This window comes from Streptomyces sp. NPDC001502, assembly GCF_042894785.1.
Classification (GTDB): Bacteria; Actinomycetota; Actinomycetes; order Streptomycetales; family Streptomycetaceae; genus Streptomyces; species Streptomyces kutzneri.
Window position 1 is genome coordinate 176,913 of record NZ_JBIAVW010000003.1, and the last position, 12,472, is coordinate 189,384.

A 12,472-nucleotide genomic window follows, 5' to 3' on the forward strand; every position below is an offset into this window, starting at 1 on the left:
GTGGCGGGGGAGGGCCGGGGCAGGGCGGCCCTCCCCGGGTTCAGCGGGGGAGGTGCTCCTCGTCTGGCGGGCCGTCGGGCACGACCGTGGTGCCGGTGTGCTCGTCGGCGAAGACCTCCAGGACCAAGGTGTGCGGAACCCTGCCGTCCAGTACGTGCGCCATCCGTACCCCGGAGCGCACCGCACGCAGGCAGCCCTCCATCTTGGGCACCATGCCGCCTGTCATCGAGGGCAGCAGCTGCGCCAGTTCACCGGCCGTGAGCCGGTCGATGATCTCCGTGCTGTGCGGCCAGTCCGCGTAGAGGCCCGCGACGTCGGTGAGCATCACCAGTTTCTCGGCCTCCAGCGCCTCGGCGAGGGCGGCGGCCGCGAGGTCCGCGTTGATGTTGTAGACGCTGTCGTCGTGCGCTCCCCGGGCGATGGGGGAGATCACCGGGATGCGGCCGCGCTCCAGCAGCCCCCGTACGGTGTCGGGGTCGACGTGCACGATGTCGCCCACCAGGCCGATGTCCACCTCGGCGCCGTCCACCACGGCCGGCCGCCGGACGGCGGACAGGGTGCGTGCGTCCTCGCCGGTCATCCCCACGGCGAAGGCTCCGTGACGGTTGATCAGGCCGACGATGTCCCGCTGTACCTGCCCGGCCAGCACCATGCGGACGACGTCCATCACCGCGGGGGTCGTCACCCGCAGTCCCGCCGCGAACCGGACCTCCAGCGCGAGCTGTTCGAGCATCGCGCTGATCTGGGGGCCGCCGCCGTGCACGACGACCGGCCGGAGCCCCGCGTAGCGCAAGGACACCACGTCCTGGGCGAAGGCCGCCTTGAGCTCCTCGTTCACCATGGCATTGCCGCCGAACTTGACCACGACCGTGCGTCCTTGGAACCGCTCCAGCCACGGCAGGGCCTCGATGAGTGTGCGCGCCCGCGGCGCCGCCTGTCCGCTCACGGGGTGAGGCGTACGGTCGTCATTCAGGCTTCCAGTTCGTCGATGAGGGTCGTGGTGGTGTGGACGACGGCGCCCCGCGCGGCCGTCCAGCGCAGGGCGAGCGCGTGCTCCTCCGCGGAGGTGTCCGCCACCGCGTCGGCGACGACGAACGGCTGGATATCGTTCATGAACGCGTCTGCCGCGGTGAGCAGCACGCCGGAGTGGGCGAACACGCCGCACAGGATCAGCTGGTCCCGGCCCGTGGTGCGCAGGATGCGCTCCAGGTGGCTGCGCAGGAAGGCGTTGTGCCGCGCGTTGGCGATCACGTGCTCGCCCCGGCGCGGGGTCAGCTCCTCCGTGATCGACACATCGTGGTCCGCCGTCACCGGTCCGGTCTCCATCTCGGCGGCGAGGCCCCGCTGTTCGGGTCGCTCGCCCGCCGGTACGGTGCTGAAGACGACCGGGAGGCCGAGCCGCCGTGCGGACCTGCGCAGGTCGGTGATGTTGCCGATCAGGTCCACGAGGGGTGAACGATCGCGGGGGAAGGGCCGGAGCAGATGGTTCTGCATGTTGTGTATCAGCAGAGCGGCCCGGTCGGGGTCGACGGACCAAGGTGCCACGGAACGCGGCACGAGGTCCTGGGTGGGCATGGGATACGGATCGATGGTCACAGGGCCCACGGCTGGATCTCCTTGTCACCGGCGCTGCGCGGAGCGCCGGTGGTGAACGGGCGCGCGGAGCTCGACGAGGGGCGGGGTACGCCCGACCCTCATCAATTAATTAGCTTAGCCTAACCTAACTATCCCATGGGGAGGGTGAGCGGCGCCCTCCGGATTCGGTCCTCGTGCGAGCGGGTGCTCAGTCCCGGCGCGTGGCGCGGTCGCTCAACCCGCCAGCGGAATCGTCCGGTTGGCTGTCCGGGGACAGGAGCGGGTCGTCGAGCTGCACGATCCGGTACCCGACCCGGCGGCTCGCCGCCCTGGGGGGTCTGCGTCGCCGACCCGCACCGGCCTGTATCGAGCGCGCCCGCTGAGCCGCCGCGATCAGGGCCCCCACCGGCGGCGCCTCGGCGCGCAGGCGGTTGAACCCGCGCACGGAGATGCCCACGAGGGTCGCCGCGGCCGGCCAGGCGGCCCCTTTGCGGATCGCGTTCAGCATCAGCTGTAACGCGGCCGGGGTGGGCGTCGCCCCCGGTCTCAGCCCGTGCGCCTCGGCCAGTGCGTGCGCGGCGCGGAGCGCCGTGGCGAAGCTGGCGTCGATCTCCAGCCACTCGCACAGGATGCGCTCGGGGACGCCGGCCGCCGCCGCGCACCCGGGGATGGTCAGTCCCTGGGCCGCACCGCGGAGGGCGTCCGCCATCCGGGCGATCGTTTCCTCCCGCTGACTGGGCGTGCGGCGCAGTGCGTCGCGCAGTGCCCGGTCCATCTCCTCCTGGGAGCTCATCCAGGCCAGTACCTCGTCGGCCCACTCGTCCTGCTGCGCTTGGTCTCGCGCTTTGTCCTGCATCCCCGAACCCCCATTCTTAGGTAAGCCTAACCTAATTGTGAAGTGCAAGGGAGAGATATACGACCGCAGTCGTGGGATTCCCGGGGCACGGTCGGCCGACATCGATCGCGATGCCCGCGACGACACCCGCCGACGCGGTCCAGGTGCCCGCCGGCGAGGAACGCCCCCGGCACCGCGACGAGATGGGCGCCATCCGTTGAGGAATGACGTCACCGAACTCCGGCGCGCCCACCCGCCCGCGTCGACCACCCCCACCTCGTGGACGGCGCAGTGTGTTGTAGGGGCGGCGGCGGACCGACGCGCGCACCGGACGGCCGCGGTGGCTACTTCTTCGAGGGCGGGCTCGTCCTCCTCGACCTCGTGTCGGGGGAGTGCCGGAACCTCTTCGCGGCCGACTGCCGGCGCGAGGTCCGTTGCCGTGAGGTTTTCGTGTGCTCCTTGACCGTGGCGGTGAGGGCCACGATGACGATGATGGTGATTCCGCAGAGGAGGAGCGCGCCGATCACCCAGGCAAGCATGAAGGCCGCTGCCCAGGCCAGTTCTTCGTAGGTGAGCGTCACGGGGTGCCTCCTGCGGAGCGAGGGTGTCTTGTGCGGGGAGAGTCAGCTCCGCCCTACGTGACCTTCGGGCGCGGCGCGGTGAGGTAAGCGGCGTTGGTGGGAGCCGGCTTGACCGTCTCGCCCCCACTCTCGTGGCTCTCCCACGCGGACGCATGAGTACGCGTACTCAAGATGCCGCGCCTCAGCGCTGTTCCAGGGGGTGGTCCCCCGGGCGCCGACGCGGCCACAGGGCAAAGCCCCGCGCCTCCTGAGCACTGTGCCCCGGCGGTCTTCCGCCGGGGCACGGGTGCGTCAGGGACGGGAGCCGGTGTCAGGGGCTGCAGTTCAGGGTGCCGGTGTCAGGGGGTGCAGTTCAGGGTGCCGGCGCGCAGTGCGTGGCCACCGTCATTGCTGTCGTCGGACCACAGGACCGGCTTGTGGCCGGCCGTGCAGGTGGACTGGGGGGCGATGGCGAAGCCCTCGTTGTTGTAGTCGGGCATGCCGGCGGGCCGGTCGTGGACGGCGGTTGCGGTGAACTTGCCCTGGGCGTCGATGTCGAGGGTCGAAGTCCGGCCCTGGCAGGTGTCGTCGCAGGCCGCCCACAGGTGGCCGGTGGCGGGCTCGAACTCCAGGTCCATCACGCCGGTGAAACCGCTGGCGATGGCGGCGACACGGGTGTAGCCGCCGCCGGAGAGGTTCAAGGCGTAGGTGTAGACGGTGCCGTTGGCCTCGGCGCCGGCGAAGAACAGGCCGCTGCCGTGGCCCGGGTAGGAGGCCGGGTCGTAGACGGCGCCGGTGTGCTCGTCACGGAAGCCGTGCGCGGTCAGGAACGAGTCGGGTACCCACGAGATGCCCTCGGGTCCGGCATTGGCCGGCAGGGAGGGCAGGTCGGAGGTGAGGTTCCACTCGGCGGTCGCGTTCAGGGAGGAGGCGCTGGAGGCGGTGTCGTAGCGGAGGATCTTCGGCAGGCTCGTGGAGCCGTTGCCGTTGTCGCGTTCGGTGGCGACGAACAGGCCGTCGGGGGTGACGACGACGCCCTCGGCGTCGGGGTCGCCGCTGCCGTTCGCGTAGTGCAGGGCCTTGCCCGTTGCCCAGCCGCCGGCCGGGTCGGGACGCCATGTCGTGCCGTCGGGTACGAGCCGGTACAGCCTGCCGGGCCCGTTGTTCACCGCCCAGAGCACGCCGGCGCTCTCGAAGGACAGGCCGCTGAGGTTTTCCCCGAACACGTTGGAGGCGTCCGCGATGGCGACCGCCGAGTTGCCGGGCCACGGTCCATGGGTGGGCTGGCCGCCGCCGGAGGTGCCGCAGGCGTTGGCCGCGCCCTTGGTCGTGGTGGTCGTGGTGGTGAACGCGCCGGTGCCGTCCGGGCAGCGGCCGTAGGTGGTGGTCGCGTGGTCGGTCCAGGTGGAGGAGTCGACCAGGGTGGTGCCGTCCGCCGTGAACAGCCGCGCGGAGTCGGAGCTGCCCAGGCCGAACGAAGACTCGACGTCCAGCGCGAGGAAGGCACCCGGAGCCAGCGAGGTGTTCTTGGCGACCTTGTAGGAGTGGGAGTTGTCGTTGTCCTTGACGACCCACTTGGAGATGTCGACCGCGGTGGTCCCGGTGTTGACGAGCTCGATCCAGTCACCGGGGCTGCCGCCGCTGGACTCGACCTCGTTGATCCGCACCGTCGGCTGCGCCTGCGCCGAGGCCGGCGCACCGGACAGGCCGACGGCCAGGACCGTCAGGGCGACGGCGATGATGGGGGCTTCTCTACGCCAGTTCGTACGCAACGGCCGGTCCTCGTCTCATCCGGTGGGCAGGCGAGCGCGCCCGCGCTCCCGGCGAAGCGTGGGGCACAGCGGCAGCCGCGGGCTGAACACGCCGCGAACAGCGCGGGTAGCTCGCAGAACGGGCTCCCCCGGGTTGCTGCAGGGGCAGCGCCACCGAAACCCTCTTTTCGTCCTCTTGACGATATGGGCGCGTCTCGTTATCGTCGCACTGACGAAATGAAGGGGGTTCGCCATGGCCGACATCACCCGGCGCTTCGGCTGGCGTCATCTGCGCTCCGCGCCCACCGCCCACATCCGCCACCACAAGCGCGGCCGGATCGTCCACGACGGGCGGGGGCTCAGTTTCTGGTACCGGTCGCTGTCGGCGGCGCTTTCCGAAGTACCGGTCGACGACCGGGAGCTGGCCATGGCGTTCCACGCCCGTACGTCCGACTTCCAGGACGTCGCCGTGCAGGCCACCGTCACCTACCGGATCAGCGACCCGGCCGAGGCCGCGGACCGACTCGACTTCTCCGTCGACCCGGACACCGGGAGCTGGCGCGGCGCTCCCCTGGAGCAGATCGCCACTCTCCTCACCGAGACCGCGCAGCAGCACACGCTGGACGTACTGGCCCGGACTCCGCTGGCCGTCGCCCTGGTGGACGGCGTCGCCTCCGTGCGGGGGCGGGTCGCCGCCGGTCTCGCCGCCGAGCCCAGGCTCCCGGCCACCGGCATCGAAGTGGTGGCCGTGCGGGTCGTGGCGATCCGCCCCGAGGCCGAGGTGGAGCGCGCCCTGCGCACCCCGGCCCGCGAGCAGATCCAGCAGGAGGCGGACCGGGCCACCTATGAACGGCGGGCCGTCGCCGTCGAGCGTGAGCGTGCCATCGCCGAGAACGAGCTGGCCAGTCAGATCGAACTGGCCAGGCGCGAGGCGCAGCTGATCGACCAGCGCGGCATCAACGCCCGCCGCGAGGCGGAGGAGAAGGCGGCGGCGGACGGCGTACGCACCGAGACCGAGGCGGCCCGCAAGGTCCGCCTGGCCCGCGCGGACGCCGAGGCGGCGCGCGAGACGGGCGCGGCACGCGCCGAGGCTCAGGCTGCCTGGCTGCGCGTGCACGAGGAAGCCGCCCCGGACACGCTGCACGCCCTGGCGGTGACCCGGCTGGCGGAGAACCTGCCGCGGATCGAGAGCGTCACACTCTCTCCCGACGTCCTCACCGGGCTCCTCACCAGGCTCGGACGTCCGGAAGGCGGCGCGGGCGCGTGAGCCTGGCCCCGCGGGCGGTGCTCGTGCACCGCAGGACCGAGTACGAGGAACTGCTCGCCCGGCACGGGACGCACGGGCAGGCCGCGTTCTTCCTTTCCAGCCGGGGCCGGTCGATCGACGAGGTGGTCCGCCGTCACGAGCGCACGCGGCAGGCGCTGCGGGAGGTGGCGGCGGCGGTGCCGCTCACCTGGCGCAGCTCCCGGGTGGAGCGGGCCGACCTGGACCGTTTCCTGTTCGCCCCCGAGGACGTGGTGGTCGTGGTCGGCCAGGACGGTCTGGTCGCCAACACCGCGAAGTATCTGCGCGGACAGCCGGTGGTGGGCATCGACACCGACCCGGGGCGCAACCCGGGGGTCCTGGTCCGGCACCGCTGCGCCGACACGGCCGCCCTGCTGCGTGCGGCGACCGCCGCCGCCGGCCGGGCGGAGGAGCTGACCATGGTCGAGGCCGTCGCCGACGACACCCAGCGCCTTCTCGCGCTGAACGAGATCTACCTGGGCTCGCCCGGTCACCAGACGGCCCGCTACCGCCTGGGCTCCGGCGGCGACGAGGGCCCGGGCGAGGCCCAGGCGTCCTCCGGGGTGCTGGTGGGCACCGGCACGGGGGCCACCGGCTGGCTGCGTTCCCTGTGGCTGGAGCGCGGCAGCCACGCGGGGCTGCCCGCACCCAGCGACCGGCGGCTCCTGTGGTTCGTGCGCGAGGCCTGGCCCTCTCCCACGACCGGAACGACGAAGGTCGCCGGTGAGCTGGGGCGGGGGCAGGAGCTGCGGCTGACCGTGGAGTCGGACCGGATCGTGGTCTTCGGCGACGGAATGGAGAGCGACGCCCTGGAGCTGACCTGGGGTCAGAGCGTACGGCTGGGTGTCGCGGGAACGTCGCTGCGCCTGGTGACCTGAGCGCCCTGCCAGGCCGGCTGTCGCCACTGCAGACCCCCGTAGGGACGCACCACGGTTCCTGCGGCTGCGGCCGCGGCAAGCGCTTGGGCGGAAACGCGGCACGGGCATGCACGGCAGGGGACGGCCTCTCGCGACCGTCCCCCCTTGCGACGGCCGGCCGGCACTGCCGTAGGCTCCGCGCGGTGATCAACCACGTACGCGGACGGTTGAACCACGACCGGGAAGGGCACGGCGCCCCGATGCGCCCGGAGACGAACGAGAACCGGGATCGAGGGTGTCAGGACCATGAGGAACGCACGCGGCAGATGGGGGGCTGCAGGCGCGGCCGCTCTCGTCCTGTCGGGGGCCACGGGCTGTGGCGCGGCCATGACGGCCGGACTCGACGGCCCGCCGCTCGCCGACATACGCACCGTGGTGCACGACGATGCCGGCGCCGAGAGTGAACGCATCGAGGCCGAGGAGCATTGGGCCGGTGGCGGCATGGCGGCCGTGGCCCGCATGGACGCCAAGGATGATCTGGTCCAGCCCGCGTGGACCGGCGGCGGCTCGATCGCCCGTACGGTCGGCCGGTTGTACGCCTCGGGCGCGGACGGCGGCTCCGGTGCCTGCACCGCAACCGTCGTCGGCATCCGCACCGTGATCACTGCGGCGCACTGTGTCAGGACATCGGTCGAAGGAGCTCCGGCGCGCGCGGCCACCTGGGACAAGGGCCTCTACTTCGTTCCGGGGTATCAGGAGGGGGCAGGGCCACACGGTGGCTTCACGGTCCGCCGGGTGAGGATGGCCGAGGACTGGCAGAAGGACGGCCAGGACGTCGCGATGCTGGAAATGAACCCCGGCCCCGACGGGCGGAACATCTCCGAAGTGACCGGCGCCCAACCCATCTCGTTCACCGCGCGACCGAGCGCGCCGACGCACTTCTTCGGCTACCCGTACACAGACCGCATCCTGCACTGTTCGGGCGTCACCGCATGGGCGGCCGGCAAGACCCTGTTGCGTGTCCCCTGCGTGATGGGGAGGGGTTCGAGCGGCGGCCCCTACGTCGCGGGCGATGCCGCGGGGGAGGGCGTCGTCGTCGCGGTGAACGTCAGCAGTGACGAGGACGCGAGCTACGGAACGGCACTCGGCGCCTTCGCGCAGAGCCTCTACCAACAGTCCGAGCACGGCTGACGAAGCCGTGGGCATGGCCGGGGAGGGGCCATCGTGCGCGTGGCCGGCAGCCGCTGACAACCCCAAGGGGGAGCCTGGGCAAGCCCGGCCGGACATATCCCGTCCGCGGCCGGTGGAGGAGGAAGCGGTGCGCGGTTTCGAGACGGGCCGGACGGTCGTGCGGCGCGACGTACACCGCTCCGGACAAGTGTGGAGCGAACAGGCGCTGCGGGTCGTCCCCGGCGGCGACGGGCGCCGGCTGCGGAACTGGTACGTCACCTTCGAGCACCCCACCCGCCGCACCGAGGACGGGTTCGACACCTTCGACCTCACCCGCTGGGACTGGAGGGCGACAGGCGATGCATGCCCGGCTCGGGGGGCTGCCGGTGCCCGGCCGGAGCCGGCGGGTCACGTCACGCCGACAGCTCCTGGCTGATCAGGCAGTTCAGCATCGCGATGATCTCGTTCCGCCGCGTGGTTCGGTTTCTCCTTCTCAGCGCAGTTGCTCGGCCAGTCCGACGATGATGCCTTCCGGGCCGCGGATGTAGCAGAGCAGATGGCTGTCCTCGAACCGGGCGATCTCGCCGACGAGTTCGGCGCCGTGAGGGCGCAGGCGGGCAACGGTGTCCTCGATGTCGTCGACGGCGAACATGACACGGTGCGTGCCCAGAATGTTGTGCGGCCGCCTTCGCGGCCCGGCGCTGATCGCCGTGGGGCTGCGGTACTTCGCCAGCTCAAGCCGGCTGTGACCGTCCGGGGTCCGGACCATCGCGATGTCACAGCGGACGCCGTCGAGTCCGGTGCACTGGTCGGCGACGGGGCCCTCGACCTCCGCCCTGCCCTCCAGCTCCATACCGAGTTCCACGAAGAACGCGATGGCGGCATCCATGTCCTCGACGACGATGCCGACGTTGTCCATCCGCTGAATCGCCACGCCGGCAACTCCTTCTTCCTCGTGCGGCCGGTGGTGGCCGCTGATGTCCCCGGGACGGAGCCGGTGGCACGTTCTCGACATCCCACGACCGCCGAACTCCGAAAAATCCGGATCGCGCCTCAGCACCGCTGCAGCGGACCCGCGAGCAGGGCGCCACGACCGAGGGTGAGTGCGGCGCAGACGGCCGCTCCCAGGAAGAAGATCAGCCGCCGCCGCCCGCCGACCCGCCGCGCCTGCTTTCCATGCTTCCTCGATGATTCGCAGCGCGCGCGCTCGCGCATGGCGCCTCCCCGGTATTCACGGTCCCGGGTCCCCCTTTCGGCGGGTGGAGTTCTCCGCGAGCTGGGGGCCGCGCCGACCCCCGGCGGGCCCGGGTCGGGCCGCCTGGGACCGCGCGGCGGTGACGATCAACGACCCGTCCGTCCGTCGACGGAGGGGACTCGCTTCTCAGACAGTCCCCACCTCCGCGGCCTCGGCGACGTCGGCCGCCTTCGCGGCCGCCTTCGTGGCGGCCGGTCGAGGCTTGCGGGCGAGCGGGACCGTCGCGCACGCGGCGAGCAGGGACGCCGCGGCCACCGCGTACCAGGCGTGCCGGAACTCGGCGACAGCGTGTCCGGGGGCCGGAGTGCCGAGGATGCCGACCAGGATCGCGACGCCGAGGACCGCGCCGATCTGGCGGCCCATCGAGGTGATGGCCGAACCGGTGGCGAAGCGGGCCGGCGGCAGGGCGGCCGCCGAGGCCCCGGTCAGGACCGGGAGGGTCATGCCCACGCCGAGCCCGGTGAGCATCATGCCGGGCAGGAGCGAGGCTGCGTAGGCCGAGCCCGTGTCGAGTGTCGCGGCCCACCACAGGATGCCGGCCGCGAACAGGACGGTTCCCGCCAGAGCGATGCGGCCCGCACCGAATCTGGCGACGGCGGGCCCGATCCGCAGCGCGACCGGCGGCACCAGCAAGGGTCCCGGCGCGATGGCGAGGCCGGTGAGCAGAGCCGAGTAGCCCCACACGCCCTGGCACCACAGCACCGTGCCGAGCAGCATTCCGGCGAACGCGACGGTGAACAGCGTCAGGGCGGCCGCGGCGGATGCGAACGCCGGAACCCGGAGCAGAGGCAGCTCGACGATCGGCACGGGGTGGCGGGCCGAGCGCAGGACGAACCAGACGCCGAGCAGCACCGCGGCAGCCAGGCCGCCGAGGGTGCCCGTGCTCGTCCAACCCCAGTCAGGAGCCTTGACCAGGCCGAGCGCGAGCGTGGCGATCGATCCGGTGAGAAGGGCGGCGCCGAACAGGTCGGGCAGCGGACTCTTCTCCGTACCGGCGCGTCCGGGCGACGGCAGCACCTTGACACCGAGCGCGAACGCAGCGATGCCCACCGGCACGTTGACGATGAACACCCAGTGCCATCCGGCCTCGGCCAGCAGCCCGCCGGCCACGGGCCCGAGTCCGGCGGCGATCCCTCCGATCGAGGCCCAGGCCCGCACCGCCCCGGCGCGCTTCTCGGGCGCCGTCGTGTCGAGCAGCAGCGCGAGCGACGTCGGTATCAGCAGGGCAGCGCCGGCGGCCTGCACGAGCCGCGCCGCGACCAGCGTCCCGACGTCGGGAGCGAGTGCGCAGCCGACCGAGGCGAGGGTGAACACCGCCAAGCCGGTCAGGAAGACCGGCTTGTGGCCGGAGCGGTCGGCGACGCGGCCGGCGACCACGAGGAGCGCTGCGAAGACGATCGCGTAGCCGTTGAGGACCCAGGAGAGGGAGCCGAGGCCGCTGCCGCCGAACGAGCGGCCGATCGCCGGAAGGGCCACGTTGACGATGAAGAGGTCGAGGTTCGACATGAAGACCGCGGCCGCGACCGTCGCGAACACAGCCCGGGACGCCCGGTGTGGGTTTGAAATTCCAACTGTCATGGATCGGAGGCTAGCCGGGTGGGTTTGAAAACACAACGGACTCGGGAGAGAATGGGGACGTGACCTCGAACAGGAAGCCGGGCGAGAACTCGGTCCCGCACCCCGAAGTGCCTGGTCGGCCGTGTTCCGCAGCCGCCGCGCTGCAACTCGTCGGCGAACGCTGGGCCCTCCTGGCGATCCGCGAGATCTTCTACGGCAACCAGCGCTTCGACCGGATCATCCGCAACACCGGCGCCCCCCGCGACCGCCTCGCCGCCAGACTGCGCGCGCTGGAGGAGGCGGGCGTGGTCGAGCGCCGCGCCTACAGCGAGCGCCCCGTGCGCTTCGAATACCACCTCACGGAGGCCGGCCGCGATCTCGCACCGGTGATGCAGGCGCTGCTGGCCTGGGGCGATCGCTGGGCGGTGGACACTCCGCCGGTCGCCTTCCGGCATCGCGGCGGGCCCGGCTCCGAGCACGACCTCGATCTGACGTCGACGTGCCGGACCTGCGGTGAGGAGGTCGAGTCGGGAAGTCTCACGATCGACGTACGGGCGCCCGGGTGGGATCGGGCCGGGCCGATCGAAGGCTCCTGAACTCAGGGGACACGGGACATGGGCGGCTGAGTCACGAAGCAGACGGCGGTGACGCGCTGCGGGCCCGACGGTTCCGGCTTCGGCCGGATGGCCTGTACCTGAACGACTGGGTCCAAGCGCAGCGCAGTACACAAGGCGCCGGGGAATGGCCTTGAGTCTCCAGCGACTGGAGACAGCAGAGTGGGGGACATGGACGCTACGACCCTCCACTCGATCGGGGAGCTCTCCCGACGGACCGGCCTGCCCGTGAGGACCATCCGGTTCTACTCCGATGCGGGGGTGGTGGCGCCGACCACACGAAGTCCCGCCGGCTATCGGCTCTACGACACCGACGCGCTGCTTCGGCTGGAACTCCTGCGCACACTGCGTGAGCTGGGCATGGACCTGGCCACGGTTCGACGGGTGCTGGACCGGGAGCTCTCCGTGGCGGAAGTCGCCGCGGCGCACGCCGACGCTCTGGACGTCCGGATCCGGGTTCTGCACCTGCGCCGGAGCGTCCTGCGGACGGTGGCCAGAGGCGGGTCCAGTCAGACGCCGTCCCGGCCGCGGTGGCCATGATTCGTGCTGCCACTCCCGACCTCCCCGACGATCCCTCCAGCGAGCAGGTCGAGGCGTGGGCGGAACTCGCCGAGCTGGTCGGCGACGAGGACTTCCGTGCCCGGATGCGCCGCACGGCCGTGTACCAGGCCACCGGGCGAACACTCCACATCGAGAGCGAGGCCGGCGAGGAACTGATGGCTCTCACCCGTCAGAGAGTCGCCGAGGCCCTGGAGTCGGGCATCGACCCGCTCGGTGACAGGGGCACTCGCATCATCGACGACCTCGTACACCGTTTCGCCGCAGTGTTCGCACGCACCCCGGACACGGAATTCCGGGACTGGATGGCCGAGCAGCTCGAAGAGGCACACGATCCCCGGGTGGACCGGTACTGGCGGCTGGTGTGGATCGTCAACGGCTGGCAGGTGGTACCGAGCCTGGCGCCGGTGTACCCCTGGCTCGTCCACGCCCTGCGAAATGGCCGTGAAGTGTAG

The 12,472-nt window shown here is 71.7% G+C and carries 15 protein-coding genes; 7 read left to right on the top strand and 8 right to left on the bottom strand.

The genetic code is table 11. The features are described from left to right. Positions 1 to 40 precede the first annotated feature (40 nt). The 5 genes from argB to ACFY0D_RS05625 form a co-directional block, all read right to left on the bottom strand. Entirely contained in the window at positions 41 to 946 is a 906-nt protein-coding gene (gene argB / locus ACFY0D_RS05605; RefSeq protein ID WP_390797117.1) for an acetylglutamate kinase, read from the bottom strand. 23 nt (positions 947 to 969) lie between these two features. After that, positions 970 to 1,605, bottom strand: coding sequence for an isochorismatase family protein (locus tag ACFY0D_RS05610; protein ID WP_390797118.1), 636 nt, complete (start codon positions 1,603 to 1,605; stop codon positions 970 to 972). Positions 1,606 to 1,783: 178 nt separating this feature from the next. Then, on the bottom strand, positions 1,784 to 2,431 hold the full coding sequence (locus ACFY0D_RS05615; protein WP_390797119.1) for a hypothetical protein: 648 nt from the start codon (positions 2,429 to 2,431) through the stop codon (positions 1,784 to 1,786). 323 nt (positions 2,432 to 2,754) lie between these two features. Further along, complete coding sequence (locus tag ACFY0D_RS05620) at positions 2,755 to 2,991, bottom strand: hypothetical protein (protein WP_390797120.1); 237 nt, start codon at positions 2,989 to 2,991, stop codon at positions 2,755 to 2,757. Between the two features lie 338 nt (positions 2,992 to 3,329). After that, positions 3,330 to 4,742 carry a lamin tail domain-containing protein gene (locus ACFY0D_RS05625; RefSeq protein WP_390797121.1) on the bottom strand — a complete coding sequence of 471 codons (1,413 nt, stop codon included), beginning with the start codon at positions 4,740 to 4,742 and terminating at the stop codon, positions 3,330 to 3,332. 232 nt (positions 4,743 to 4,974) lie between these two features. On the opposite strand from ACFY0D_RS05625, the gene ACFY0D_RS05630 reads away from it, so the two are divergent. The 4 genes from ACFY0D_RS05630 (at position 4,975) to ACFY0D_RS05645 (ending at position 8,469) form a co-directional block, all read left to right on the top strand. Next, positions 4,975 to 5,988, top strand: a complete 1,014-nt coding sequence (locus ACFY0D_RS05630; RefSeq protein ID WP_390797122.1) for an SPFH domain-containing protein — start codon at positions 4,975 to 4,977, stop codon at positions 5,986 to 5,988. Further along, positions 5,985 to 6,884, top strand: coding sequence for a hypothetical protein (locus tag ACFY0D_RS05635; RefSeq protein ID WP_390797123.1), 900 nt, complete (start codon positions 5,985 to 5,987; stop codon positions 6,882 to 6,884). Before ACFY0D_RS05630 ends, ACFY0D_RS05635 begins: the two co-directional genes overlap by 4 nt. 366 nt (positions 6,885 to 7,250) lie before the next feature. Further along, on the top strand, positions 7,251 to 8,054 hold the full coding sequence (locus tag ACFY0D_RS05640; protein WP_390797124.1) for a trypsin-like serine peptidase: 804 nt from the start codon (positions 7,251 to 7,253) through the stop codon (positions 8,052 to 8,054). A gap of 127 nt (positions 8,055 to 8,181) precedes the next feature. After that, complete coding sequence (locus tag ACFY0D_RS05645) at positions 8,182 to 8,469, top strand: hypothetical protein (protein ID WP_390797125.1); 288 nt, start codon at positions 8,182 to 8,184, stop codon at positions 8,467 to 8,469. Positions 8,470 to 8,526: 57 nt separating this feature from the next. Here ACFY0D_RS05645 and ACFY0D_RS05650 read toward each other — a convergent pair whose 3' ends face one another. From ACFY0D_RS05650 to ACFY0D_RS05660, 3 genes are all read right to left on the bottom strand, one after another. After that, a complete protein-coding gene (locus ACFY0D_RS05650; RefSeq protein WP_390797126.1) occupies positions 8,527 to 8,967 on the bottom strand; it encodes a VOC family protein in 441 nt (146 codons plus the stop codon). A gap of 119 nt (positions 8,968 to 9,086) precedes the next feature. Further along, positions 9,087 to 9,248 carry a hypothetical protein gene (locus ACFY0D_RS05655; RefSeq protein WP_390797127.1) on the bottom strand — a complete coding sequence of 54 codons (162 nt, stop codon included), beginning with the start codon at positions 9,246 to 9,248 and terminating at the stop codon, positions 9,087 to 9,089. Positions 9,249 to 9,414: 166 nt separating this feature from the next. Further along, positions 9,415 to 10,824, bottom strand: coding sequence for an MFS transporter (locus ACFY0D_RS05660; RefSeq protein WP_390797128.1), 1,410 nt, complete (start codon positions 10,822 to 10,824; stop codon positions 9,415 to 9,417). A 101-nt stretch (positions 10,825 to 10,925) separates the two neighbouring features. Here ACFY0D_RS05660 and ACFY0D_RS05665 point away from each other — a divergent pair, with 101 nt between their 5' ends. From ACFY0D_RS05665 to ACFY0D_RS05675, 3 genes are all read left to right on the top strand, one after another. Then, positions 10,926 to 11,441, top strand: coding sequence for a winged helix-turn-helix transcriptional regulator (locus tag ACFY0D_RS05665; RefSeq protein WP_390797129.1), 516 nt, complete (start codon positions 10,926 to 10,928; stop codon positions 11,439 to 11,441). Between the two features lie 189 nt (positions 11,442 to 11,630). Beyond that, positions 11,631 to 11,999, top strand: a complete 369-nt coding sequence (locus ACFY0D_RS05670) for a MerR family transcriptional regulator (protein ID WP_390797130.1) — start codon at positions 11,631 to 11,633, stop codon at positions 11,997 to 11,999. After that, on the top strand, positions 11,996 to 12,472 hold the full coding sequence (locus ACFY0D_RS05675) for a hypothetical protein (RefSeq protein ID WP_390797131.1): 477 nt from the start codon (positions 11,996 to 11,998) through the stop codon (positions 12,470 to 12,472). The genes ACFY0D_RS05670 and ACFY0D_RS05675 overlap by 4 nt, the downstream gene beginning before the upstream one ends.